The sequence below is a fragment of the Marinomonas sp. CT5 genome, from assembly GCF_018336975.1.
Classification (GTDB): Bacteria; Pseudomonadota; Gammaproteobacteria; order Pseudomonadales; family Marinomonadaceae; genus Marinomonas.
In genome coordinates this window covers 2,219,609-2,244,214 of sequence record NZ_CP025572.1, presented here as the reverse complement: position 1 = coordinate 2,244,214, position 24,606 = coordinate 2,219,609, and the positions used below count along the sequence as shown (strand labels likewise).

The 24,606-nt window shown below is 41.5% G+C and carries 24 protein-coding genes; 9 read left to right on the top strand and 15 right to left on the bottom strand.

From position 1 onward, the window contains the following. Window positions 1-58 precede the first annotated feature (58 nt). The gene (locus tag C0J08_RS10470; RefSeq protein WP_212656074.1) at window positions 59-808 is read left to right on the top strand and encodes a DNA topoisomerase I; all 750 of its coding nucleotides are present in this window, start codon (window positions 59-61) and stop codon (window positions 806-808) included. A gap of 20 nt (window positions 809-828) precedes the next feature. Here C0J08_RS10470 and C0J08_RS10465 read toward each other — a convergent pair whose 3' ends face one another. Beyond that, window positions 829-1,314 (bottom strand): hypothetical protein, encoded by a 486-nt coding sequence (locus C0J08_RS10465; RefSeq protein WP_212656073.1) that lies wholly within the window; start codon window positions 1,312-1,314, stop codon window positions 829-831. A gap of 64 nt (window positions 1,315-1,378) precedes the next feature. Here C0J08_RS10465 and C0J08_RS10460 point away from each other — a divergent pair, with 64 nt between their 5' ends. Then, window positions 1,379-1,819, top strand: coding sequence for a universal stress protein (locus C0J08_RS10460; RefSeq protein ID WP_212656072.1), 441 nt, complete (start codon window positions 1,379-1,381; stop codon window positions 1,817-1,819). A gap of 67 nt (window positions 1,820-1,886) precedes the next feature. Here the strand turns inward: C0J08_RS10460 and cysS are convergent, their stop codons facing one another. From cysS to C0J08_RS10435, 5 genes are all read right to left on the bottom strand, one after another. Continuing rightward, on the bottom strand, window positions 1,887-3,269 hold the full coding sequence (gene cysS, locus C0J08_RS10455) for a cysteine--tRNA ligase (RefSeq protein ID WP_212656071.1): 1,383 nt from the start codon (window positions 3,267-3,269) through the stop codon (window positions 1,887-1,889). 4 nt (window positions 3,270-3,273) lie between these two features. After that, window positions 3,274-4,947 carry a glutamine--tRNA ligase/YqeY domain fusion protein gene (locus C0J08_RS10450; RefSeq protein WP_212656070.1) on the bottom strand — a complete coding sequence of 558 codons (1,674 nt, stop codon included), beginning with the start codon at window positions 4,945-4,947 and terminating at the stop codon, window positions 3,274-3,276. A gap of 119 nt (window positions 4,948-5,066) precedes the next feature. Then, window positions 5,067-5,396 carry an AzlD domain-containing protein gene (locus C0J08_RS10445; RefSeq protein WP_212656069.1) on the bottom strand — a complete coding sequence of 110 codons (330 nt, stop codon included), beginning with the start codon at window positions 5,394-5,396 and terminating at the stop codon, window positions 5,067-5,069. Next, complete coding sequence (locus tag C0J08_RS10440) at window positions 5,393-6,121, bottom strand: AzlC family ABC transporter permease (RefSeq protein WP_212656068.1); 729 nt, start codon at window positions 6,119-6,121, stop codon at window positions 5,393-5,395. Before C0J08_RS10440 ends, C0J08_RS10445 begins: the two co-directional genes overlap by 4 nt. Before the next feature lie 9 nt (window positions 6,122-6,130). Further along, window positions 6,131-7,102 (bottom strand): bifunctional helix-turn-helix transcriptional regulator/GNAT family N-acetyltransferase, encoded by a 972-nt coding sequence (locus tag C0J08_RS10435; RefSeq protein WP_212656067.1) that lies wholly within the window; start codon window positions 7,100-7,102, stop codon window positions 6,131-6,133. A 229-nt stretch (window positions 7,103-7,331) separates the two neighbouring features. Between C0J08_RS10435 and queC the strand changes: the two genes are divergently transcribed. The 4 genes from queC (at window position 7,332) to C0J08_RS10415 (ending at window position 10,134) form a co-directional block, all read left to right on the top strand. Beyond that, window positions 7,332-7,991: a 7-cyano-7-deazaguanine synthase QueC gene (gene queC, locus C0J08_RS10430; RefSeq protein ID WP_212656066.1), complete on the top strand. Its 660-nt coding sequence runs from the start codon at window positions 7,332-7,334 to the stop codon at window positions 7,989-7,991. Between the two features lie 172 nt (window positions 7,992-8,163). Continuing rightward, on the top strand, window positions 8,164-8,814 hold the full coding sequence (gene queE / locus C0J08_RS10425) for a 7-carboxy-7-deazaguanine synthase (protein ID WP_212656065.1): 651 nt from the start codon (window positions 8,164-8,166) through the stop codon (window positions 8,812-8,814). A 49-nt stretch (window positions 8,815-8,863) separates the two neighbouring features. Further along, window positions 8,864-9,358, top strand: a complete 495-nt coding sequence (locus tag C0J08_RS10420; RefSeq protein ID WP_212656064.1) for a peptidylprolyl isomerase — start codon at window positions 8,864-8,866, stop codon at window positions 9,356-9,358. Further along, window positions 9,358-10,134 carry a UDP-2,3-diacylglucosamine diphosphatase gene (locus tag C0J08_RS10415; protein ID WP_212656063.1) on the top strand — a complete coding sequence of 259 codons (777 nt, stop codon included), beginning with the start codon at window positions 9,358-9,360 and terminating at the stop codon, window positions 10,132-10,134. The genes C0J08_RS10420 and C0J08_RS10415 overlap by 1 nt, the downstream gene beginning before the upstream one ends. An 87-nt stretch (window positions 10,135-10,221) precedes the next feature. Here the strand turns inward: C0J08_RS10415 and C0J08_RS10410 are convergent, their stop codons facing one another. Together C0J08_RS10410 and C0J08_RS10405 are read right to left on the bottom strand one after the other, a co-directional pair. Then, window positions 10,222-10,536 (bottom strand): hypothetical protein, encoded by a 315-nt coding sequence (locus C0J08_RS10410; RefSeq protein WP_212656062.1) that lies wholly within the window; start codon window positions 10,534-10,536, stop codon window positions 10,222-10,224. A 110-nt stretch (window positions 10,537-10,646) separates the two neighbouring features. Beyond that, complete coding sequence (locus tag C0J08_RS10405) at window positions 10,647-11,258, bottom strand: MiaE family protein (RefSeq protein ID WP_212656061.1); 612 nt, start codon at window positions 11,256-11,258, stop codon at window positions 10,647-10,649. An 88-nt stretch (window positions 11,259-11,346) separates the two neighbouring features. On the opposite strand from C0J08_RS10405, the gene C0J08_RS10400 reads away from it, so the two are divergent. Together C0J08_RS10400 and C0J08_RS10395 are read left to right on the top strand one after the other, a co-directional pair. Next, on the top strand, window positions 11,347-13,098 hold the full coding sequence (locus tag C0J08_RS10400) for an SUMF1/EgtB/PvdO family nonheme iron enzyme (protein WP_212656060.1): 1,752 nt from the start codon (window positions 11,347-11,349) through the stop codon (window positions 13,096-13,098). Between the two features lie 394 nt (window positions 13,099-13,492). Beyond that, a complete protein-coding gene (locus tag C0J08_RS10395; RefSeq protein WP_212656059.1) occupies window positions 13,493-16,294 on the top strand; it encodes a bifunctional aconitate hydratase 2/2-methylisocitrate dehydratase in 2,802 nt (933 codons plus the stop codon). Between the two features lie 180 nt (window positions 16,295-16,474). Here the strand turns inward: C0J08_RS10395 and hpf are convergent, their stop codons facing one another. The 6 genes from hpf to leuC all read right to left on the bottom strand — a co-directional run bounded on the left by hpf (window position 16,475) and on the right by leuC (window position 22,381). Next, window positions 16,475-16,867 carry a ribosome hibernation-promoting factor, HPF/YfiA family gene (gene hpf / locus C0J08_RS10390; RefSeq protein WP_212656058.1) on the bottom strand — a complete coding sequence of 131 codons (393 nt, stop codon included), beginning with the start codon at window positions 16,865-16,867 and terminating at the stop codon, window positions 16,475-16,477. A 326-nt stretch (window positions 16,868-17,193) separates the two neighbouring features. Further along, complete coding sequence (locus C0J08_RS10385; protein ID WP_212656057.1) at window positions 17,194-17,847, bottom strand: YoaK family protein; 654 nt, start codon at window positions 17,845-17,847, stop codon at window positions 17,194-17,196. A 138-nt stretch (window positions 17,848-17,985) separates the two neighbouring features. Beyond that, window positions 17,986-19,104 (bottom strand): aspartate-semialdehyde dehydrogenase, encoded by a 1,119-nt coding sequence (gene asd / locus C0J08_RS10380; protein WP_212656056.1) that lies wholly within the window; start codon window positions 19,102-19,104, stop codon window positions 17,986-17,988. Between the two features lie 78 nt (window positions 19,105-19,182). Next, a complete protein-coding gene (gene leuB, locus C0J08_RS10375; RefSeq protein ID WP_212656055.1) occupies window positions 19,183-20,262 on the bottom strand; it encodes a 3-isopropylmalate dehydrogenase in 1,080 nt (359 codons plus the stop codon). Window positions 20,263-20,291: 29 nt separating this feature from the next. Further along, the gene (gene leuD, locus C0J08_RS10370) at window positions 20,292-20,942 is read right to left on the bottom strand and encodes a 3-isopropylmalate dehydratase small subunit (RefSeq protein WP_212656054.1); all 651 of its coding nucleotides are present in this window, start codon (window positions 20,940-20,942) and stop codon (window positions 20,292-20,294) included. A gap of 11 nt (window positions 20,943-20,953) precedes the next feature. Then, window positions 20,954-22,381 (bottom strand): 3-isopropylmalate dehydratase large subunit, encoded by a 1,428-nt coding sequence (gene leuC, locus C0J08_RS10365; RefSeq protein ID WP_212656053.1) that lies wholly within the window; start codon window positions 22,379-22,381, stop codon window positions 20,954-20,956. A 93-nt stretch (window positions 22,382-22,474) separates the two neighbouring features. Between leuC and C0J08_RS10360 the strand changes: the two genes are divergently transcribed. Beyond that, window positions 22,475-23,356, top strand: coding sequence for a LysR family transcriptional regulator (locus C0J08_RS10360; protein WP_212656052.1), 882 nt, complete (start codon window positions 22,475-22,477; stop codon window positions 23,354-23,356). Window positions 23,357-23,363: 7 nt separating this feature from the next. Here C0J08_RS10360 and C0J08_RS10355 read toward each other — a convergent pair whose 3' ends face one another. Beyond that, entirely contained in the window at window positions 23,364-24,524 is a 1,161-nt protein-coding gene (locus tag C0J08_RS10355) for an MFS transporter (RefSeq protein WP_212656051.1), read from the bottom strand. Window positions 24,525-24,606: the final 82 nt, after the last annotated feature.

The window sequence follows — 24,606 nt, the reverse complement described above, 5'->3', positions numbered from 1 at the left end:
TCTTGCGGAACTTAGTATTTCTTATTTAACATACTGAATTCATCGCTTAAGGACAATCATGGCTACACTTCAAATATTAACCATTGCTTTTTTGATCATCATTGTACTTTTGTCAGTGGTCATTGGATCACGCGCTCACCAAAAAGAAAAAGAAATAACAGAGCGTCGCGTAAAACAATTACAACTGTCAAACCGAGCCGATCGCGTTGAACAACACATCCGTGGCCTAAAAGACATTAACACAGACACAATTGCAACCGATGTGCTTTATGATTTCTATCTAGACACACTTCGAGAGCTTCTGCAATATTCAGATGACCCTGAAAAAATCGAAGTTCGCATAGCCACAGCCGAAGAAGGTCGTAACGAAGAGCCTTTAGAATTCACCCCAGAGCCAGAGTTATTAAGCTTCCAAGAAAAAACCAACTACAAAGAACGCCTGACAAAGCTTGCTAAAATGTTACTTTACCTACGCCGCAAAGGTAGAATAAGCAACGCTCACTATCAAGCCTGTTATGAATATTTACGTTGGCTTAATTTATGGATTCAAATAAACCGCCAAATAGTGCAAGCCAATAAAAACTTTGATAGCGGCGATATGCGTGTTGCACAAACACTATATGGCGTAATTTTGTCGCACATTAAATCCGATGCAACAGAAAGGCCAGAAAAGAATGCATTAAAAACGTTCATTACAGACAGAATGAAGGAAATTCTATCTCCAAAAATAGCTGCAATGAAAGACAGTGAACACCCTGAAGACGTTTTAAGTGAACTCCTGCATAATTTGGAACTCCCTAAACAATAAAGCGATCACATATCATGCTTTTACTTAACACTTTTTAATTCGGCTAACCCAAAAATCAAATGCGCCAAGTCTTTCAAAACCGTCTCATCCCCAGCTTCCCCCCAATAAAAAGAAACACTTTCTGGTGTAATCTTGATACCTATGATGACATCACGATATTGTTCAAGCATTCTTTTAGCCTCATCAGAAAGCGAAATATCATAACTAGCCCACCAAGCGTCCGCTATTAAGTGATATTTCCATACTTCGTAAGGCAGCAGCCACACAGATTCTGGCAATGTTTGAACTGGTTTTGAACGATATACAGAATACGCTATTGTTTTTTGATGATTGATTGACTTATCCCACTTGTCAGGAAGGTCAATTGATGTAAGCTGAACAGTAAGACCCAGTTGACGAGCTTGCATACGTAGCGCCATGCGTTGACGCTCTTTTTTAGGAGGCATAATCCATAAAGCAGACCCCATTAAAGATAATGTAATAAAAATAACAATAAGAGCAGTCATATTTTAATGTCTCTCTAGTTTTAAACTAAAATTAATGAATTGAGCCAATTTTCGGAGGTGTTCTATGATGTATAACAGAATTCTACTCGCTGTTGATCTAACGGATGAAAGTATCAAGGTGGCCAATAAGGCCGTATCATTGTGCAAAACTACCGGTGCGGAACTTACCATACTCCACGTTATCGAGTCTTTAAATTACGCCTACGGCGGTGATGTTCCGATTGATATCACCGACATTCAAGCGCAACTACAAGAAACAGCCAAAGAACGCATTGCCATTCTAGAAGCTCAATTAGATTTCCCTGTGCAAGAGAGCTGCATCTCACAAGGTGGTATTGAAAGTGAAATCCACCGCATCGCAGAAGAAAAGAAAGTCGACCTCATCGTTGTCGGTAGTCACGGACGCCATGGCCTTGCCCTTCTATTAGGCTCAACCGCTAACGGTGTTTTACACGGCGCACCTTGCGATGTTTTAGCCGTTAAAGTGGTAAAAGACCAAGAATAACGCCCTAGCGACACGATATAAAAAAGGCGATGTGACCACATCGCCTTTTACATTTCCAATCAGCAACTTAACTTCGTGTCCAAGTAGTGCCTTCTCGACTATCGAGCAATTCAATACCTTGACCAGCTAATTCATCACGAATTTCATCACTGCGAGCAAAGTTTTTATCTTTACGGGCTTGTGTTCTTTCATCAATCAAAGCCTGAATAGAGGCTTCATCCAGCCCTTCTGACAGAGTACTGTTTTGCAAAAAATACTCGGGATCTTGATAGAGTAAACCAAGCAAGCCTGCCAAGGAGCGTAACTCAGCCGCTAACAATGATGCCTTACCAGCATCTTCTGTTTTGGCTTTATTTAGCTCGCGAACAAGCTCAAACAAGACAGACACAGCAACAGCGGTATTGAAGTCGTCTTTCATCGCCTCTTCAAAGCGCCCAGTAAAGGCCGTAGGCTCAAATGATGCAGCAACTTCCTGTTGACGCAAGGCGGTGTACAATCGCTCCAAAGCAACCTTAGCCTCAGACAAACTTTGATCCGAATAATCAATCGCACTACGGTATTGGCTTGAAACCATAAGATAACGAACAACTTCAGGATTAAATTTTTCCAGCACATCACGTACTGTAAAAAAGTTCCCTAGAGATTTTGACATTTTCTCATTGTTAACGCGCACCGCTCCACAGTGCATCCAATAATTCACATAATCTTTGCCTGTCGCGGCTTCAGACTGAGCGATCTCATTTTCATGGTGCGGAAACTTAAGGTCAGGTCCACCACCATGAATATCAAAATGGCTACCAAGGCAATTAGTCGACATAGCAGAACATTCAATATGCCAACCTGGGCGACCATCGCCCCAAGGGGACGACCAAGACACCTCACCTTGTTTTGCTTGCTTCCACAAAACAAAGTCAGCTGGGTGCTCTTTTGACACTTCAACATCGATGCGCGCACCTGCCAACATATCTTCAAGTTTACGGTTATTTAATTTACCGTACTCCTTGAACTTGGTTGCTCGATAATACACATCACCAGAAGCCCCTTGATAAGCAAAATCTTTATCGATCAAGGTTTGCACCATATCAATAATTTCTTGCATAAACTCTGTGGCTTTCGGCTCGCGATCCGGCATTTTATTACCAAGACGCAATTCATCTTCACGTTGAGCTGCAATCATACGCTCAGTCAGAGACTGTGTTGTCTCGTTATTTTCTTCAGCACGTTTTATGATCTTGTCATCAACATCTGTAATATTACGAACATAATTCAATTCGTAACCTAGATGACGAATGAAACGAGAGATGATGTCAAAAGAAATCATGGCGCGCGCATGACCAATATGGCAAAAGTCATAGACGGTGTTACCACACACGTACATACCAACCTTGCCTTCTTCAATTGGTTTGAAAACTTCTTTCTTCCCACTGAGGGTATTATAAATTTTCAGCATTCGCTTAGTTCCCTTTTGCTTCGATTTTCGCCCAAGAATCTCGTAACGTTACGGTACGGTTAAATACAATACCTTCTTCATTTAGATCTCTGCAAAAATACCCCTCACGCTCAAACTGGAAACCTTGTCCTTTATGAGATTCCAACAAGGACGGTTCAACTTTCGCGTTTGTTAACACGGTTAATGAATCTGGGTTAATAAAGTCCAAGAAAGTTTTATCTTCATGATTAGCATCTGGTGCTTCATTAATGAACAAACGATCATATAAGTTAACAGTCGCATCAACGGCATGTTTAGCGCTTACCCAATGAATCACACCTTTTGGCTTATAACCTTCAGGGTTAACACCAAGGGTATTTTCATCATAACGACAAAGTAGCTCAACAACTTCTCCCGCTTCGTTCTTAATCGCCTCATCACAGGTAATCACATAACCACCACGTAAACGAACAGCACCTTCTAGCGTTAAGCGTTTCCATTTGCGCGGTGGAACTTCTGCAAAGTCTGCGGCATCAATGTATAACTCTTTGCTAAATGGCACCTGACGAGTACCAGCCTCTTCATTTTTAGGGTGATTGCTTACCGTAAAAATTTCTTCTTTATCTTCTGGATAGTTCGTCAACGTCACTTTAATTGGGTTAAGAACCGCCATAGCACGGTTAGCATTCGCATCTAAGTCTTCACGAATGGCATGCTCTAACATTCCCATATCCACAACACTGTCCGATTTGGTTACACCAATGCGCTCACAGAAGTTACGAATTGACAGCGCTGTATATCCTCGGCGGCGCAAACCAGAGATCGTTGGCATACGAGGATCGTCCCAGCCATGCACATGTTTCTCGTCCACTAGCTGCTTCAACTTACGCTTACTTGTTACTGTGTAGTTTAGGTTCAAGCGAGCAAATTCGATTTGCTGAGGATGTACCGTATTTAATGTTTCTAACACCCAATCATACAATGGACGATGGTCTTGGAATTCTAACGTACACACAGAGTGTGTAATTCCTTCAATAGCATCAGATAAACAGTGAGTGAAGTCGTACATTGGGTAAACACACCACTTATCACCTGTTTGATGATGATGCACATGACGGACACGATAAATAATAGGATCACGAAGATTAATGTTAGGGCTAGCCATATCAATCTTCGCACGCAAGACTACTTCACCGTCTTTGTATTTGCCGTTTTTCATGTCCATGAAAATGGCCATATTTTCTTCAACGCTTCGGTCGCGGTATGGGCTATTTTTACCTGGCTCTTTTAAAGTGCCACGGTATTCGCGCATCTGCTCTCCATTAAGCTCGCAAGTATAAGCTTTACCAGCCTGAATAAGCTGTACAGCAAAATCAAACAACTGATCAAAATAATCAGAAGCGTATTTTGGTTCATCTTTCCATTCAAAGCCCAACCACTCAACATCACCTTTAATGGATTCAATATATTCAACACTTTCCTTTTCAGGGTTAGTGTCATCGAAACGTAGATTACATTGACCGTTGTAACGTTGCGCTAAGCCGAAATTTAAGCATATAGATTTCGCATGACCTATGTGCAAATAGCCATTTGGTTCAGGTGGAAAGCGCGTAAGAACCTTGCCGCCATGCTTGCCTGATTCGTTATCTTTATCAATGATTTGGGTAATGAAATTACCTGGTTTAGACGTTTCTGACATGTTTGATGTAAGTCCCGATAAGTGTTGATCTAAATATTGTTACTTTGACTGGCAAGTATATAGTATTTAGGTTTCCATGGGATATTGAGCAGAAAATCTTTTCTGTCTTTTTTACTTTTTTATAAAGAAAAACCATATTTCGCCACGAAAAAAACTACAACGCCGACGAGAATTGTTAGTAATTGCTGTTGACGCCAAATTCCAACAATAAAAGAAGTTAGTGCCCCGAGCAGCCATGGATTAGACAATGAAATTTCCATTTGATGATTAGGTGTTAGTATCATTGGAGTAATAATCGCTGTTAGAACCGCCACAGGCACAAACTTCAAAGCCTTCTCAACAAAAGCAGGCATTACCACTCTATCGGCCCTTGCGAACAACGCAAACCGAATACCAAAAGTCACAACAAACATCCCCAGAATGATCAAAAAACTTTGCCAAAATGTCATTCTTTTACCTCACCATTATCATTTGAATGAACAATGGGTCTAGGTAAATCCGCAATATAGCCCATTACTACACCAATTAATGCAGAGACCAGTAATCCCAAATTATTAGGCAACTCCGACAAAATAACCGAAGCCCCTCCTGCGCTCAGCAAACAAAGCCAAAAAGCTTTTTGCTTTAAATAAGGAGTAATAATGCCGATGAAAGTCGCCACCATAGCAAACTCCAGCCCCCACTCACTCATTCCAGGAATAAGCTCCCCAGACAACACACCTAAAATAGTTGTGATGTTCCACATAAGATAAAACGAAAGGAATGAGCCCAGATAAACCTTATGACCATTTTGCTTATCGGCTGAACCTATTTCATACATTGGACGTACAGCGGCATAAGTTTCATCAATTAACCCAAATCCCATCACTATCCTCAAAGGTATAGGCAGATGCTTAACAAATTTCACCATGTCCGCGGCATACAAAAGATGACGCAGATTCACAATAAAAGTGGTCGACACAATCACCCAAATTGGCGCATGCAATGCAATTAAACCAAGCGCTACAAATTGCGCTGAACCAGCAAAAACAAAAACAGACATGGCAATAGCAAACCAAGGACTTAAACCATTGCTTGAAGCCAAGGATCCAAACAGTAAACCAAAAGGAATTCCGCCCACGATCATAGGAATCGACGCCACACCACCACGCTGCATCTCATTCAACATACTCATCCCCCCTCCTTAGACGCACGGGTTATTAATGATTTTTTCCATATAAACATCCGCTCTTTCATAAAGGGATGGACTAGGAAATGGCTTTTCAACAAAACCATTTCTGTCATACAGTCGTCTTGCAGAAAGCAAAGATGATGCAGTCTCTAATACCAAAGTCTGAAAATCGTTTTTGACGGCAAACTCTATTGCCGTGGAGAGTAAAGACTGAGCCACACCTCTTTCCTGAGCGTGCTCAGCTACGGAAAGTTTAAATATCTCAGCGCTTTTTACATTCATTTCGCTATTCGCTACAGGCGCAAAAGCAAGAGTACCAACAACAGAGTCTAAACCTTGTTTCTTTCGTATGGCGACCCAAACGGTGCCGCCTTTTTCAATAATTTCGTTGTCTGGATCACTTAATATGATGCGATCTTTATTCGCAATTTGATCAGGAAAATAATGCTCTAGCCACGCCATATTGAGGTCATAAAAGGCTTTCTTGTGCTGTTCTTCCATCATCACAATCTGAATAGGCTCTAAACGATCTAAAACCTTATCAGCCAAACTCCCGTTTAAAACTTGTGACTCCAAGTTAGACAAGCCTTCCATGAAATGAGAACTTGAAAAAGCCGTCATTTTCTCAAGCACGAATTTCATCTCTAAAAGTACTGGCTCTACGCTCTGCATAGCACTCAAACCAAACTGTGATAATCGCAACGCCGACCTTCGCTGATCCTGCTCATCCAGTGTTTTTTCTAGCAATTCTTCTTTGATCATCTTGGTGGTTTGTTTGCTCACCGCAGGATGACTTAAGTGCAAGCGCTCAGCGATTTCTACCACAGACAAACTGCCTGTCTTCTGCAACAAGCGCAAAATAGGGAAATACGTTGAAGAAATGGGGATGTCACACTGAGAATAAATTTCTTGTACTTGAATAAACAAATGGTCACTTAACCGCTTTAGTCGACTGCCAAGTGTCAGTACTCCGAACTGTTCCATGAAGTTTCCAACATATAAAAGTTTCACAATAGATTAAGGTTACCAAAAATTAGGTAACCAGTTACGGATATAAAAATATCGTAAACTTCCAGCCGTTACAAGCCCTGTTTCCTCTTAGATTTCTAGTTTGTGTGATTGCCTGTCTGCTATACTCCGCGCTTTATCAACCCTCGCCTAGTTACTGTTGTTTTTGCAGCAACAGATAAGGCTTATTTTGAGGAACCAAAAGATGTCTGAAAAAGCCGTCGTTGTGTATTCAGGAGGAATGGATTCATTTACCGTTCTGAATACAGCAATTCAAAACGGACTGGATGTTTATGCTTTATCCTTTAACTATGGACAAAAGCACAGTAAGGAATTAGAAGTCGCTGCACGTGTCTGTCGTGAGTTAGGCGTTTCCCATAAAGTTGTCGATATCACTGCAATTAATAGTTTAATGGCTAACTCATCGCTAACTGGCGATGCAGAAATTCCTGAAGGCCATTACGAAGACGACAACATGAAGTCCACCGTAGTGCCTAACCGCAACATGGTTTTGCTTTCTATGGCGATTGCTTATGCCGTTTCCCTAGAAGCTGGCAAAGTGTATTACGGTGCTCATTCTGGCGATCATCATATTTACCCTGATTGCCGTCCAGAATTTGTGGAAGCCATGAACGCGGTATCTAAAATTGCCAATTACCAATCGGTAGAAATCGTCACACCGTTTTTACATTCTTCAAAAGGCGAAATTTTGAAAGCCGGATTGGATATGGATCTTAACTATGCCAATACATGGACTTGTTATAATGGCCGTAAAAAGTCTTGTGGGAAATGTGGTGCCTGCTATGAACGCTTAGAAGCGTTTGCTGAACAAGGTAAAACAGATCCATTAGATTACGAAGTTTAACCACCGAGTTAGACAAATAACTTATTCTGATTTTAGTGTGTTTGCTTTAGTGCTAATTGGTTTTTGTTCCACAAATGCCCAGTTTAGCCATTAAATTATCAACTAAAGTTATAACCCTTACCTCGACTGTTTTTCGAGACACTGCTTGTCAGTATGTAAATGGTGTAACCCAATGTATTCTATTAAAGAAGCCTTTTATTCGTTGCAAGGCGAAGGCGCTCACGCAGGACGCCCTGCTCTATTTTGTCGTTTTACTGGCTGCAACTTGTGGTCCGGTCTAGAAAAAACTCGCTCTAAGTCGGAATGCCAATTTTGTGATACAGATTTTATTGGCACTGATGGCCAGAACGGCGGAAAATTTAAAACCGCTGAACAACTACGAATTCATATTGATGCTCTATGGCCAGAAGGCCAAGCGCATAAATACGTTGTATTTACGGGCGGCGAGCCCGCACTGCAACTTGATGATGACATTATTACTGAAATGAAATCACACGGATACACGATTGCCATAGAAACAAATGGCACTCAACCATTACCTCAAGGCATCGATTGGATCTGTGTTAGCCCGAAAACAGCAAAACCTTTAATTGTAACCAGAGGCGATGAACTTAAACTGGTTTATCCTCAATCTCATATTTCACCAGAACTGTTTGAAGCATTAAATTTTTCACACTTCTATTTACAACCTATGGACCAAAGTCACTTATCGAAGGACCAAATTCCATTAATGGATACCCAGCAAGCCACTTTAAAGTATTGTTTATCACATCCAAGGTGGCGTCTTAGCTTACAAACACATAAAATGCTCAACATTGACTGAACATGAATATATTTTTACATTAACACGTTAATTTTATAAGGAATCTTAAATGATCATTCTACATACGAATCACGGCGACATTCATATTGAACTAGACTACGAAAAAGCCCCAAAATCAGCAAAGAACTTTGAAGAGTATGTTACCTCTGGCTATTACGATGGTGTTATTTTTCACCGTGTAATCAATGGCTTCATGGTTCAAGGCGGTGGTTTTGAGCCAGGAATGACGCAAAAAGAATCTCGCACAGCAATCGAAAACGAAGCAGATAACGGCCTTAAAAACGAAGTTGGCACATTAGCGATGGCTCGTACAATGGATCCACATTCCGCTTCTGCGCAATTCTTTATTAACGTAGCCGACAACAGCTTCCTAAACCACCGTAGCAAAACGCCAGATGGCTGGGGTTATGCGGTATTTGGCAAAGTAACAGAAGGTATGGACGTGGTTAATAAAATCAAAGAAGTAAAAACTACCATGAAGTCAGGCCATCAAGATGTGCCTGTTGAAGACGTTATCATTGAAAGCGCTGAATTAGTCAAATAATGATCCGTTATTTTATTTCAGATTTGCATCTTAGCGATAAACGCCCGGATTTAATCCGAGCGTTTATCCAAATGAGTAAAGCATTAATTGACCTTAATGAAAAAGCAGAACTTTACATTTTAGGTGACTTCTATGAGGCTTGGATCGGCGACGATTTTCAGGCTGACTGGAATACTCCAATAGAAAATGCGTTAGCAGAAGTGTCACGATCTGGAATCGCTTTGTATTTTTTACATGGCAATAGGGATTTTTTGATTGGTAACGATTGGATCAATCGGATTGGCGCAACACTTATTCCTGAGCAAACGAAGCTTTCCCTTGGTAATCTTTCTGTTTTATTAACTCATGGCGACGAATATTGCCTATCTGACACCGAATATCAGGCCTTTAGAAAAACCGTCCGTTCTAGTACATGGCAAGAATATATTTTAGCCCTGCCACTTGAACAGCGTTTAGCTTTAGCCGCTCAACTTCGTAATGACAGCAAATCCATGGCTTCAGAAAAATCGATGTCAATAATGGACGTTACTGCATCAGCTGTCGAGAGCTCTCTAGCTAAGCACCATTGCAAAACCGTCATACACGGACACACACATCGACCTGATGTTCATAAAAATGATCAATATCTACGCTGTGTTTTAGGTGATTGGGATCAATTTGTTTGGTTAGCAAGAATAAATGGAAACACCTTTATTCAAGAAAAAGCAACGGTCAATGAATTCGAACTCCATGGCCTTACAAGTCTTAAAGAGACCCATAAAGAAACTCTTCTCTAAATATAAGGCTTATTGAGTTCATAACCTTGTTATACAAATCGGTGACTAAAAATAAAGCCAGTATTTACTGGCTTTATTTTTAGTCAATCATTCGAGATGAAGAAGCTCTCTTACCCACACTGTCTCATCTAGATTTCGAGATCGGTTAAACTCAACACTTCGATTATGCAACATAGCAATAGCTCTAAAAAAAGCATTATTGACAATAACTGGACTTAATTGAACCCCATGATGCTGCCACCAGTGCTGCTGAGCTTTTGTTGTTAGTAGCTGATATATAAAATCTAATTCCAAAGAGCCCTTGTACATGACATCCAAGTCAACAACAGGATCTACTTTTGCAATTTCCAAAGCAAGCCAGTAAGTCACATCTGGTAATGTTTCGCTTTTATGTACGCTCATAAATCCTCCGGAAGCAAGAGATATTTTATGAGTGTAGCATCCAACTCAAAAGTCACCATTAATATACGTAACAAGATTGTGGCATTTTGTAACTTGGCTTTTGATAAATTTTAAGATTGCTTTGGTGGACCACTATGTACACGAAATTCGGCGTCAGGCTCAACAATTAATTGATGCTCCAACTCTCGGAAAAACGTTACGCGTTCATCAATAGGTTCATTAGCATATTCTTGAGCCAGTGCCAGATAATCTTCAAAATGGCGAGCTTCTGATTTGAGTAAGGAAATATAGAACTTAGACAGCTCTTCATCTAAATGCGGAGCTAAAACAGCAAAGCGCTCACAAGAGCGCGCCTCAACAAAGGCCCCTATTATTAAAGTATCTACCAGCCTTGCAGGTTCATGAGTACGAATATGCTTTCGCATGCCATCAGCATAACGAGATGCCGTTAAATGCTCATAAGCAATACCACGTTTCTTCATTAGCTTATGCACTTGCTCAAAATGCAAAAGCTCTTCTCTTGCCAATCGGGACATTTTATGGAGTAAATTATCACGATCAACATAACGGTACATCAGGCTCATCGCCGTTGAAGCCGCCTTTTTCTCGCAGTGAGCATGATCATTTAATAGCAAAGTTTGGTTCTCAATTGCCCAATTTACCCACGCTTCAGGGGATTCACAGGGAAGAAACTCAACAAGCTCTGGGTACGCTGATAACATTACTCTACCTTTTTGTGTTAAAAAACGTGATTATACGCAATATTAAGCACTTAGGCAGCAACGTCTTGATTTGGATATCTTATTCGTAATGAATGATTTTTATGACCCCAAGAAACTAAAAATTGGCCAACATGTCGGCATCGAACTAGACCCCTATGTTTTAAACTATCCTATGGATAGTCATAAATGTACTTGGGTTGCAGACCAAGGTGGACGACCTTTTGTCCTTCGCTTCTTCCAACCAGATAAAGGCAAAGTAGAAGACTTTTTACAAAACGCCAGAAGATACGCCAGTGTTAAGCATCCAGCAATAACACCAAACTACCCCCCTTTCTACTCAAATTTATGGGTGTTTTCTTGTTCTGCGGTTTGCGGTGGGGAAAATCTGTATAGCTTTTTAGGTAAATATCCTGATGGCGCTCCCCTTAATGTTGTCATTAGTTTATTTGACAACATTGCCAAAGCTTTAGATCAAGTTCACAAAAATGGTCTTTTTCATGGGCATTTAGATTTAAGCTCAATCCATGTTGTGAATGGCCTTGGCCTAATGACTGGCTTTGGGTCTCACAATTGGATGAAAAAGATTACAGACAGTGAAATGGACCCACGTTTATTTCCACCAGAATATTTAAAGCCAGAGAAAAAACGCGATACATCTGCGGACAGTTTCGCCTTTATGAGGTTGCTCATGGCGGCGCTATTGGGTGAATCTATACTGGATAAAAACATACCAACAGACTTGCCTGATTCCCACCCAAATTTAAGTGACTCTACTTGGGAGCGTTTAGTTAAGTGGTGTCGTGAGAACGAACGACATAGACCTAAATCATTAACCGAAGTTATTCGAATTATTCGCGCCAATTTATACAAACCAGAAGCAAGTGATGGCTCAAAAACTAAACAAGCCATCAAACGCTCTATGCGAGCTATCTCACCAAAAGTCATAGTCGTTGTTAGTGTTATTGCAATCGGAGCCATCGCGGTGGGTATTTTATGGCCAGAACCAACACCAGAACCTAAAAAAGCGCCTAAAACTACCAACAAAAAAATAGAAGACCCAACGCCATTTGAAACACTTCCTCAAGTGTTAGAAGAACCTCTTGCCTCAGGGGGAACAGCCCCCAAGGTAGAAAAAATCCCTCCTGCAACCTTCATAATGGGTGATCAAGGTCATTTAGGGGACGATAATGAAAAACCAGCCCATGAAGTTGATATACCAGATGGTTTTTACATAAGTAAATATGAAGTTACCTTTGACCAATACGATAAGTTCGCTAAAGCCACTAACAGAGCTCTACCACCGGACAATGGATGGGGACGCGGACAACGCCCTGTTATAAATATTAGCTGGTACGATGCAAAAGCATACACAGCATGGCTTTCTGGTGAAACGGACCAAGAGTATCGCCTACCAACCGAAATTGAATGGGAATATTCAGCCAGAGCCGACTCGAATACCGCATTTTGGTACGGCGATAATGTCAAACAAGGCTACAGTGTTTGTGACAGCTGTGGCAGTCAATGGGATGGAGTATCTACTGCACCAGTAGGTAGCCAAGCCAGCAACCCTCTAGGTTTATTTGACATGCACGGCAATGTTGCGGAGTGGGTCGAAGATTGCTACCACGACACTTATGAAGGTGCACCAACAAAGAACCAAGTTTGGTTAGCCAACCAATGTGACAATCGAGTCCTAAGAGGCGGTTCTTGGTTTGATATCCCAAGAGTGGGCCGCAGCTCTACTCGTTACAGAGCTCAACCAGACCTGAAAGCCAGCAACTGGGGATTCAGAGTGGTAAGGATTATTCAGCAGCCTGATGATGTAGCTAAATCAGAATAATTCCGCTAAATGTCACCTATTCGAAATTGTTATGGTGCATAGTAAGCCTTACGCTGTTTTTTTCGATAAAATAAATACATCAAAAAATGGTAAAAGTATCATTTAAATTGATTTTGCTTTAGATCCAATCGACTTTTAAAACTTTGCGATATGTAAAGTCGATCATGCAAATACGGAGCAGCGGCATGTAACTCGCACTTTTTGTGCAGGATACAAAATAGTATCTGGGTTAATTCATGCACTCAGCTCCTTAATGAACACAATCTATACAGCAAACGCTAACCAAGGGAATGAAGCAATACGTTTAGCTATGTTTTCTTTAGGGGAAATATAGCCAACCTAAATTCCATTATTAGCACATAACATTATCGTAAATAATTATTCAGAGGTGCGAATGAGCTTATATTTAGAATACTTACAAGAAATTGAGAGTCGTAAAGGCCAAGGACTGCATCCTAAACCAATTGATGATGGCAACCTATTGTCAGAAATCATTGCTCAAATCAAAGACACAAACCATGAGCACCGTAAAGATTCTCTATCCTTTTTTATCTACAACACACTACCAGGTACAACTAGTGCTGCCGTTGTTAAAGCAAAATTTCTAAAAGAAATTATTTTAGGCGAAAGCAAAGTAGAAGAAATTACACCTGAGTTTGCTCTAGAGCTACTTTCTCACATGAAAGGCGGCCCTTCTGTTGAAGTATTAATTGACCTTGCATTATCTGATGACAAAACTATTGCAGCGCAAGCCGCTGATGTTTTGAAAACTCAAGTTTTCTTGTACGAAGCAGACATGGAGCGCCTAGAAGCCGCTTACAAAGCTGGTAATACCATCGCTAAAGAAATTCTTGAAAGCTATGCAAAAGCAGAGTTTTTCACCAAACTTCCTGACATCAGCGAAAAAATCGAAGTCGTAACTTATATTGCAGCGGAAGGTGACATCTCTACCGACTTGCTATCTCCAGGTAATCAAGCACACTCTCGCTCTGACCGTGAACTTCACGGCAAGTGCATGATTTCTCCAGAAGCACAACAAGACATTAAAGACCTACAAATCAAACACCCTACAGCTAAAGTTATGCTAATTGCTGAAAAAGGCACCATGGGGGTTGGTTCTTCTCGTATGTCTGGTGTTAATAACGTTGCTCTTTGGGCTGGTCAGCAAGCAAGTCCATACATTCCTTTTGTAAACTACGCGCCTATCGTAGCAGGAACCAACGGCATCTCTCCTATCTTCATGACAACCGTTGGTGTAACTGGCGGTATTGGTCTAGACCTTAAAAACTGGGTTAAAAAAGTAGATACCGATGGCAAACCTGTTCTTGACGCTAATGGTGACACCATTCTTGAACAAGTTTACTCTGTAGAAACAGGTACGATTTTAACAATCAACACCAAAGAGAAAAAACTTTATAACGGTGATAAAGAGCTAGCTGACATTTCTTCTGCTTTTACACCTCAGCAAGTCGAATTCATGAAAGCGGGTAGCTCTTACGCTGTTGTATTCGGTAAGAAACTACAAACCTTTGCAGCAGAAACTTTAGGCATCACGGCTCCAACTGTATATGCCCCAGCTCAAGAAATCTCTAATGATGATCAAGGCTTGACTGCTGTTGAGAAAATCTTCAACAAGAACGCTGTAGGTGTTAAATCTAAAAAAGCACTTCATGCTGGGTCTGACGTTCGCGTAAGAGTCAACATTGTAGGCTCTCAAGACACAACAGGTTTGATGACAGCGCAAGAGTTGGAGTCAATGGCTGCTACTGTTATTTCTCCAAGCGTAGACGGTGCATACCAATCTGGCTGTCACACAGCCTCTGTTTGGGACTCAAAAGCACAAGCTAACATTCCAAAGCTAATGTCTTTCATGCACAAATTTGGTCTGATCACTGGTCGTGACCCGAAAGGCGTTTACCCTCCAATGACCGACGTTATTCATAAAGTTTTGAATGACATTACTGTCGATGATTCAGCCATCATCATTGGTGGTGACTCTCATACTCGTATGTCTAAAGGTGTGGCTTTCGGTGCTGACTCTGGAACCGTCGCCTTAGCTCTAGCAACAGGTGAAGCAACAATGCCAATCCCTGAGTCTGTTAAAGTAACCTTTAAAGGTGAAATGAAGAGCTACATGGACTTCCGTGATATTGTTCACGCAACACAAGCACAAATGCTTAAGCAATTCGGCGGCGAAAACGTTTTCCAAGGCCGTGTAATTGAAGTTCACATCGGTACTCTGATGGCTGACCAAGCTTTCACCTTTACTGACTGGACTGCAGAGATGAAGGCAAAAGCGTCAATCTGTATCTCTCAAGATGAAACGCTAATCAAATCACTTGAGCTGGCTAAAAAGCGTATCCAAATCATGATCGATAAAGGCATGGAGAATGAGGCACAAACGCTACATGGCCTAATCAAACTTGCAGACAAGCGTATTGCTGGTATCAAGTCAGTTGAGCAACCGGCCCTAGTTCCAGATAACAACGCTAAGTACTATGCAGACGTTGTTGTAGATCTTGATCAAATCACTGAACCAATGATTGCCGATCCAGATGTTAATAACGAAGATGTATCTAAGCGTTATACCCATGACGTGATTCGTCAAGTATCTTTCTATAAAGATAAGCCTGTTGACCTTGGCTTCGTTGGCTCTTGCATGGTTCACAAAGGTGACATCCAAATCATCGCTCAAATGTTGCGTAATCTTGAAAAACAAAATGGTAGCATCTCTTTTAAAGTGCCACTTGTTGTTGCGCCACCAACTTACAACATCGTTGATGAGTTAAAAGCGGAAGGTGATTGGGATATTCTTAAGAAATACGCTGGTTTCGAATTTGATGACAGCAACCCTAAAGGCCAAGCTCGTACTAAGTACGAAAACATCCTTTACTTGGAACGTCCTGGGTGTAACCTTTGTATGGGTAACCAAGAGAAAGCAGCACCTGGTGATACCGTTATTGCTACCTCTACTCGTTTGTTCCAAGGTCGCGTTGTAGCTGACTCTGCCGAGAAGAAAGGCGAGTCTTTACTTGGCTCAACACCAATCGTTGTACTTTCCACAATCTTGGGTCGTTTCCCAACATTGGAGGAATACAAAGCCGCTGTTGATGGCATCACTTTAACAGACTTTGCTCCACCACTAGACGAAATGACTATGGCGCCAGTAGAGTTTATTCCTGTTAATAACATCTAAGTGCTACTAACAAAATCGTACTAACAGTATGATTTAAAATGCCGGTGTTAAATCGCAAACGCTTTAAAAGCCACTTTGCAATTTACACCGGCATTTTTATTGGCAATTTTGTAGATTAGTATTCGCTAAAAACAAAAAAGCCCCGCACATGCGAGGCTTTATCCTGAAATAAGTAATTAACTAAATAACTTCGCGCTCAACCAGTTCATCAAATTCAGCCTGTAACTGACGCTCAACTGGACTTTCAACATCTTGAGCATTTATATGGTGCTGTCTACCAGCATGTTTTGCTTTATGCTTAACCAATTGCTTCTCTAATTTACCAACCAGAAGGTCAAGGGCTGGTTTAAGTTGTTTCTCCGTTTTAACGGTGGCAAAAAGATCATGGCCAGGAATATGAACACTGGCTTCTACAATTAATTCATGAGTCTCGTGCTTCTCTGTATTTAAAATCACTTTAATGGTGGTGATCTGATTATTGATACGCGCCAAGTGATCCATTTTTTCTTTTACTACTTCTTGAACTTCTTCACCAGACTGAACATGGTGACCACTAATATTCAATGTATACATAGAGAATTTCCTTCTGTTTAAATCAGGTTTTTTTATTAACTTAAGTCTTAGTTCTCCTTTGCTGCCGTTAACTATAATCTAAGGGTGATTTGAACCAATTTCAATGCAGATAATGTAAATACTTGTTCAAGATCATGAATGAACTAAAGCAACTACATGAAATACCGCTAAACACTTTATTTATCAATATCATACCTCTAAAAATCTAGCAAACTTTTCATTCATACAAGTAGAAAAATAATCCTGTCTTTACAACTATTTGAAGTCTTATAACGTAAAGTATCTCTCACAAAACTCCCCCTTTAAATTAGCTCAGTTACCTAAGCTTATCGACTACTATACAATCGATATACAATAGCCAAAATAAAACAAATTACGGCAGGTACAGACAAAGCCCAAAAGCCTAATTGATAAAAAAGCCAAGCCCCCAGAACGCCACCAGTTATAAAACCTACAACGATTACAATAAACAAAAATGCCTTTCTTTTATCTAATGCTTTACCTTGCAAAGCACCGCCTAACATAATCCCTAAATCCGTAAAAATACCGGTCAAATGAGTAGTACGAACAACTGCACCGCTGTATGTTGTTGCAAGGGCATTTTGCAGTCCGCACGCTGCTGACGCAAAATAATGACCAGAAGTCTGGCCATTCAGCAAAAGATACATTGAAATCAATAAAAAAATAGCTTCAATAAACAAAAGCACATCATATAACCGCCCTAGCTTTAATGATGTTCCAGATAACGTAAACCCAGAAAATGCAGAACCGAATAGAAAGCTTAGCAGTATTCCAAATAGATGCAAAAGTGTCTCAGGATTAGGGGTTAACAAAGCACTGCCTAGTAGTGTAGCAGTCCCTGACAAATGTGAGACAGCCTGATGCTGAAAGCCCAATAGTGCAACAGCGTTTACACTACCAGCTACTAAAGCAAGTAGAAACGCGCCATATTCAACCCATTTTGGCAAACGCGATAACACAAATACTCCTCATTTTATTAATTAGCATGCAAAAATCACCACCCCTTAAATGATCACATCACGCCACCGGCGGCTAATCAAGCAAAAAAAAGCGCCAGTCACGAATGAGTGGCGCCTTATTGGATATCTTAAAATCAATTAGTCATCTAACAGGATTCGCAGCATACGACGCAAAGGCTCCGCAGCTCCCCAAAGCAGCTGATCACCAACAGAGAAAGCACTAATATACTCAGGTCCCATATTTAGCTTGCGAATACGTCCAACAGGAATATTCAAAGTGCCAGTCGCCGCCGTAGGCGTCAAACGCTCCATAGTTGCTTGCTTATCATTAGGAACGACACTCACCCAATCATTATGCTCAGCAAGCATTCCTTCAATTTCAGCAACAGGAATGTCTTTGTTAAGTTTGATTGTGTAAGCCTGACTGTGGCAACGCATAGCACCAATACGAACACACAGACCATCTACAGGAATCGGGTTTCCATCGATGCCTAGGATCTTGTTACATTCAGCTTGAGCCTTCCACTCTTCGCGGCTTTGACCGTTATCAAGTTGACTATCAATATAAGGAATCAAAGAGCCAGCTAATGGCACACCAAATTGATCCGTTGGCAAAGCACCAGAACGCATTGTTTCTGCTACTTTACGATCAATTTCAAGGATGGCGCTTGCAGGATCTGCAAGTTCATCAGCAACAGAACCTTGCAACATTCCCATTTGATTAATCAGCTCACGCATGTGGCGCGCACCACCACCAGAAGCAGCCTGATAAGTCATAGAGGTCATCCAGTCAATGTGACCTTTTTCGAACAAACCACCAAGCGCCAATAGCATTAAGCTAACAGTACAATTACCACCTACGAAGGTTTTTACACCATTACTTAACCCTTGTTTGATAACATTCAAGTTAACAGGGTCAAGAACGATGATCGCGTCTTTATCCATACGCAATGAAGACGCGGCATCAATCCAGTAACCTTTCCAACCAGCATTGCGCAACTGCGGGTAAATAGCCTTGGTATAATCCCCGCCTTGGCAGGTAATAATAATATCCATCTTCTTCAATGCTTCGATATCGGTTGCATCTTGAAGTAGTGGAATATCTTTACCAATTTCTGGACCTTTCTGCCCCGTCTGAGATGTCGTGAAGAAAACAGGATCAATATGATCAAAGTCTTTTTCTTCCATCATTCGTTGCATCAACACGGAACCGACCATTCCGCGCCATCCGACTAAACCTACAGTTTGTTTTGACATGGTTAACGTTACCTTTTTTTGTGGGGCCACTCATACCAAGAGCAGTATCCCTAATGAATGCCTAATATCGTTATGATATTAAGCTTTTAATGCTGCTAGAACGGCATCACCCATGGCTTGCGTACTAACAGTTTCGCACCCTTCTGATGCAATATCAGCCGTTCTTAGACCCAAGTCTAGAACGTTACTTACTGCGGCTTCTATCGCGTCTGCCGCTTCTTTCGCATCCAATGAGTAGCGCAACATCATAGCAACTGACAAAATTGTTGCCAATGGGTTGGCGATTCCCTTACCTGCGATATCTGGCGCAGAGCCATGACAAGGTTCATACATACCACGACCTTGCTCATTCAAAGAAGCCGATGGCAGCATACCAATCGAACCGGTCAACATAGCAGCGGCATCAGATAGAATATCACCAAACATATTGCCAGTAACCATTACATCGAACTGTTTTGGGGCACGAACAAGCTGCATTGCAGCATTATCTACTAGCATATGAGTCAATTCGACATCAGGATACTCTTTCGCTACTTCCTCCATGATTTCTTTCCAAAGTACTGTCACTTCTAGCACATTGGATTTATCGATAGAGCACACTCTTTTGCCTCGTTGACGAGCCGCTTCAAAAGCAGAACGACCGATGCGACGAATTTCTGATTCGCTATAAACGTATGTGTTAAAGCCTTCACGTTCACCATTTTCTAACGTACGAATACCACGTGGTTGACCAAAGTAGATGCCGCCCGTTAATTCACGAACAATCAGAATATCTAAACCCGCAACGATTTCGGGCTTTAAACTAGATGCTTCGGCCAATTGTGGGTACAAGATTGCAGGACGAAGGTTTGAAAATAGTTCAAGGTTGGAACGCAAGCCAAGCAGGCCTTTCTCAGGACGAACCGACATATCCAAACCGTCCCACTTAGGACCACCAACCGCACCAAGTAAAATGGCGTCAGCATTTTTAGCTTTTTCCAATGTTTCTTCTGGAAGTGGAGAACCCGTTTCATCATAGGCAGATCCACCCACCAGCGCACTTTCATGCTGAATGTTTAATGAAAACTGATCGTTCACAGCCTCTAGAACACGAACGGCTTGCGATACGATCTCTGGACCAATTCCATCCCCTGGCAACACCAATACATTTTTTGTCATTTTAAACCCTTAACACCTGTGTCTTTTGATTACTGACCACGTGGCAAGAAAAGCCATGGAGCCTCATTCATTCTTTTTTCTTCGTAGCGACGGATTGCAGCATCTTGCTGTAATGTCAAACCGATGTCATCCAAACCATTTAAAAGGCAATGTTTACGGAAATTATCGACATTAAACTCAAATGTTGCACCAGAAGGAGAAGTTACCGTTTGATTTTCTAAATCGATGGTGATTTCAGCACCTTCGCGCAAAGCCACTTCAGCGAACAATTGGTCTACTTCTTCCGCCTGTAAAACAATTGGAAGCAAACCGTTTTTAAAACAGTTGTTATAGAAAATATCCGCAAAGCTAGGCGCGATAATAGAACGGAAACCGTAGTCATCTAAAGCCCAAGGGGCATGTTCACGGCTTGATCCACAACCAAAGTTTTGACGAGCTAAAAGAACACTTGATCCTTTATAGCGGGCTTGGTTTAACACAAAATCATTGCGTAGTGGGCGACCGTCACATTCTTGATCCGGTTGACCTTCGTCTTCATAACGAAGCTCATCAAATAGATTTTTACCAAAGCCAGTTCTCTTGATGGATTTCAAGAACTGCTTTGGAATAATCATGTCTGTATCAACGTTTGCCAAATCCAAAGGAGCGGCTAAACCTGTGTGTTTAGTAAAGGGACGCATGCTCTTCTCTCCTAGTGTTTAACAAACTCATTAACATCAACAAAGTGACCTGCAATAGCCGCCGCAGCCGCCATAGCCGGACTAACCAAATGCGTACGACCACCAAACCCTTGACGACCTTCAAAGTTGCGGTTCGACGTAGAAGCACAGTGCTCGCCAGCGCCTAATTTATCGGCATTCATCGCTAAACACATGGAACACCCAGGTTCACGCCACTCTAAACCAGCCGCTTCAAAAATTTCGTGCAAACCTTCTTTTTCCGCCTGCGCTTTGACCAAACCAGAGCCAGGAACAACGATCGCTTGCTTCAGTGTCGACGCCACTTTACGGCCTTCTACTACTTTTGCAGCAATACGCAAATCTTCAATACGTGAATTGGTACAAGAACCAATGAAAACACGGTCAAGCGTAACGTCAGACAACATGGTTTTACCTTCTAACCCCATGTAATTCCAAGCACGAGCATAACCCTCTTTCTTCACTGGATCCTTTTGATCTTCTGGGCGAGGAATCGGCTCATCAATCGCAATAACCATTTCAGGAGAAGTGCCCCAGGTTACTTGTGGTTTAATATCTTCTGCCTTTATAACAACGACTTCATCGAATTGCGCATCTTTGTCAGAAACAAGCTCTTTCCATGCTTCTACTGCCATATCCCAATGCTCGCCCTTTGGCGCATAAGGACGGTTTTTCACATATTCAATCGTGGTGTCATCCACAGCAATCAAGCCAACACGAGCACCCGCTTCGATCGCCATGTTACAAACCGTCATACGACCTTCCATGGATAATGATTGGATACCTGTGCCACCAAACTCAATCGCGTAGCCAGTGCCACCAGCGGTACCAATTGCACCTATAATGGCCAAAACAACGTCTTTTGCTGAAACCCATGGGGACAGCTCACCATCTACACGAACCAACATATTACGGCTTTTCTTTTGTACTAGACACTGTGTCGCTAATACGTGCTCTACTTCAGATGTACCGATACCATGTGCTAAAGCACCAAAGGCACCATGAGTCGAAGTATGCGAATCCCCACAAACGACAGTCATACCTGGCAGCGTCGCACCTTGCTCTGGCCCAACAACGTGAACGATACCTTGACGAATGTCTTTCATGTTGAATTCAGTGATACCAAATTCATTACAGTTATCATCCAAGGTAGTGACTTGGATTTTGGAAACTGGGTCTTCGATACCATCTACACCAGAAATTCGCTCTTTCTTGGTGGTTGGTACGTTATGATCTGGCGTTGCCAAGCTGGAAGATACACGCCAAGGCTTACGTCCAGCCAAGCGAAGGCCTTCAAACGCTTGTGGTGATGTCACTTCGTGAAGTAATTGTAAATCGATATAAATTAGTGCACTGCCATCATCTCGTTGTTGAACAAGGTGGCTATCCCACAACTTGTCATAAAGGGTTTTGCCTGACATAAGTTCTCTCCTCAGAAATCTATTGCGCTATCCTAAAACTTTGGCTTAAATTACTCAAATTCATATTTTTCATGTTTTGGATAATTTTTTGGAATGATTGATATAGCCGAGCTCATTACGTTTATCAAAGTCGCAGAAACGGGCTCCTTTTCGGAGGCGGGAGATCAACTCTTTGTGACTCAGCCAGCAGTCAGCAAGCGTGTTGCCTCATTGGAAAGTAGTCTTGGCGTTAAATTATTTGACCGTATTGGCCGTCAGGTTCAATTAACAGAAGCCGGCATTCGCTTATTGCCCAAAGCCAGAAAAATGGCCGAAGATTTACAAGACATCAAACGCAGCATGACATTGCAGATGCAGGATGTAAGCGGTGAATTGCGTATATCCACAGGTCATCACATCGGCTTACATCGCTTACCAAAATCACTTAAGCGATTTCAAGAAGACTATCCCAGCGCACACCTAGAAATCGAATTTGTGCAATCAGAAGAAGCCTACCAAGATGTTTTGAAAGGACGTGCTGAATTAGGAATCATTACTTTATCGAATAAAGAAAACCCATTAATTGAAGCGTTGCCAATATGGTCTGACCCACTCACCTGTGTCGTGAGTAAAGACCACCCTCTCGCATTTTCGAAAAAATTAAGCTTAATTGAATTAGCTCAGCACGCTTGCATCTTGCCGAATAAAAATACTTTTACTAGACAAATTGTTGAACAAGCTTTTGGGAAACAAGGGCTAAAACCTCAAGTTCGTATGAACACAAACAACCTTGAAACCTTAGCAATGCTAGTAAACATTGGGTGGGGCTGGTCATTGCTTCCATCAACACTAGTCGACGAAAAATTCATCGTACTAAATTTGCCCGATTTGAACGTAGAAAGAAAACTGGGGGTTATTCATCATAAACAAAGAACACTCAGTCGTGCCGCCATCGCCTTTATCGAGCTACTAAAAAGTGACAGCACGAGTTTATAGAGAGGAATCAAAAAAACCAACGGCGCTGACTAACAAAAAGAATACTTAGCGCTAAAGCGCTCGTGCAAGCAGCCAAGGTAAACACCCAAGCGCCCCCCATCCATTCCCATAAGTATCCAGTAATCACCATTCCTAAGCCACCACCCAGACCAATAGCAAAGGCGCTGTACATGGCTTGACCTTGACCTGCAAAACGTTCCGGAAAAAGTCGTCTGATTTGTTCAATAGACACCATATGGAACAAAGCGAAGGTAATACAATGAAGCAGTTGTGTGAAAATTAGCACCCATGCTATAGAGGCAAACCAACCGACTAATAACCAACGTACGATGCCGCATATAAAACAAAGCGTGATGATATGCACAACGTCAAAGCGCTTAATTGTATTACCAAAAAATAGAAATAAGAAAATCTCAATAACGACACCCAGCGCCATTAATAAGCCTATTTCTTCACCATTGTAACCATAATTAGACAAATGCACGGCAAAGAAAACATTAAATGGCGCATGTGACATGAAGGCCAGAAACGCTAAAATAAAAAACAACATCGATTCAGGTGTTTTTACTAATGTAAAAAAAGACGTTGTCTCTTTTTGTTGGTTGTTTTCATAAGCTTGCTCTTTCAGAAAGAAAGAAGTAATAACAGCAAGTGCCATAAATGCGCAAATAGTTGGAATAACAACTACAATGCCGAATTGACCAATTAAAAAACCAGCACCCGTCACAGCAAACACATAACCAATCGATCCACCGACTCTTAAACGCGTATACGGTACATCCAACTGCCTAATACTTCTCACTGCCAGAGAGTCGGTCATTGGAATAAGCGCCGAATAGAACAGCGCCATCGTACAGGTCAATAGCCATAAGGTTTCAAACTGATCACTCCAATTAAATGGAATGACGGCAATAAAGCATCCTAAAATGGCTAGCTGAAGTATACGTTTTGGCAAACCGACTTTTGCCGTTAGCCAGCCCCAAAAATGCGGCACTAAAATACCTGATAAGGTAAAAGTAGACATCAAACGACCAATTTCAGAAGCTGACAAACCAATGGATTTATAATACATCGAGATATAAGGCATCATCACACCAATAACGGCGCAGAAGAAAAAATAAAAGAAGAATAAGGGCCAAGCAACAGGGCGAGCATTCTCAGAAAACATCATGACTCCCAAAATTTAGATGTTTAATGCCAAATAAGACAACAAAGATCATGCATTCATTATAATGATTAAGTATGCTGGA

Coding starts and splice junctions, on each gene's coding strand:
- C0J08_RS10395 (WP_212656059.1), top strand. CDS start 13,493: ATGAGCTTATATTTAGAATACTTACAAGAAATTGAGAGTCGTAAAGGC.
- C0J08_RS10400 (WP_212656060.1), top strand. CDS start 11,347: ATGAATGATTTTTATGACCCCAAGAAACTAAAAATTGGCCAACATGTC.
- asd (WP_212656056.1), bottom strand. CDS start 19,104: ATGTCAAAACAAACTGTAGGTTTAGTCGGATGGCGCGGAATGGTCGGT.
- C0J08_RS10450 (WP_212656070.1), bottom strand. CDS start 4,947: ATGTCAGAAACGTCTAAACCAGGTAATTTCATTACCCAAATCATTGAT.
- leuB (WP_212656055.1), bottom strand. CDS start 20,262: ATGACAAAAAATGTATTGGTGTTGCCAGGGGATGGAATTGGTCCAGAG.
- C0J08_RS10415 (WP_212656063.1), top strand. CDS start 9,358: ATGATCCGTTATTTTATTTCAGATTTGCATCTTAGCGATAAACGCCCG.
- C0J08_RS10460 (WP_212656072.1), top strand. CDS start 1,379: ATGATGTATAACAGAATTCTACTCGCTGTTGATCTAACGGATGAAAGT.
- queC (WP_212656066.1), top strand. CDS start 7,332: ATGTCTGAAAAAGCCGTCGTTGTGTATTCAGGAGGAATGGATTCATTT.
- queE (WP_212656065.1), top strand. CDS start 8,164: ATGTATTCTATTAAAGAAGCCTTTTATTCGTTGCAAGGCGAAGGCGCT.
- leuD (WP_212656054.1), bottom strand. CDS start 20,942: ATGCGTCCCTTTACTAAACACACAGGTTTAGCCGCTCCTTTGGATTTG.
- C0J08_RS10355 (WP_212656051.1), bottom strand. CDS start 24,524: ATGTTTTCTGAGAATGCTCGCCCTGTTGCTTGGCCCTTATTCTTCTTT.
- C0J08_RS10445 (WP_212656069.1), bottom strand. CDS start 5,396: ATGACATTTTGGCAAAGTTTTTTGATCATTCTGGGGATGTTTGTTGTG.
- cysS (WP_212656071.1), bottom strand. CDS start 3,269: ATGCTGAAAATTTATAATACCCTCAGTGGGAAGAAAGAAGTTTTCAAA.
- C0J08_RS10420 (WP_212656064.1), top strand. CDS start 8,864: ATGATCATTCTACATACGAATCACGGCGACATTCATATTGAACTAGAC.
- C0J08_RS10465 (WP_212656073.1), bottom strand. CDS start 1,314: ATGACTGCTCTTATTGTTATTTTTATTACATTATCTTTAATGGGGTCT.
- C0J08_RS10410 (WP_212656062.1), bottom strand. CDS start 10,536: ATGAGCGTACATAAAAGCGAAACATTACCAGATGTGACTTACTGGCTT.
- C0J08_RS10435 (WP_212656067.1), bottom strand. CDS start 7,102: ATGGAACAGTTCGGAGTACTGACACTTGGCAGTCGACTAAAGCGGTTA.
- C0J08_RS10470 (WP_212656074.1), top strand. CDS start 59: ATGGCTACACTTCAAATATTAACCATTGCTTTTTTGATCATCATTGTA.
- C0J08_RS10405 (WP_212656061.1), bottom strand. CDS start 11,258: ATGTTATCAGCGTACCCAGAGCTTGTTGAGTTTCTTCCCTGTGAATCC.
- C0J08_RS10360 (WP_212656052.1), top strand. CDS start 22,475: ATGATTGATATAGCCGAGCTCATTACGTTTATCAAAGTCGCAGAAACG.
- hpf (WP_212656058.1), bottom strand. CDS start 16,867: ATGTATACATTGAATATTAGTGGTCACCATGTTCAGTCTGGTGAAGAA.
- C0J08_RS10440 (WP_212656068.1), bottom strand. CDS start 6,121: ATGAGTATGTTGAATGAGATGCAGCGTGGTGGTGTGGCGTCGATTCCT.
- leuC (WP_212656053.1), bottom strand. CDS start 22,381: ATGTCAGGCAAAACCCTTTATGACAAGTTGTGGGATAGCCACCTTGTT.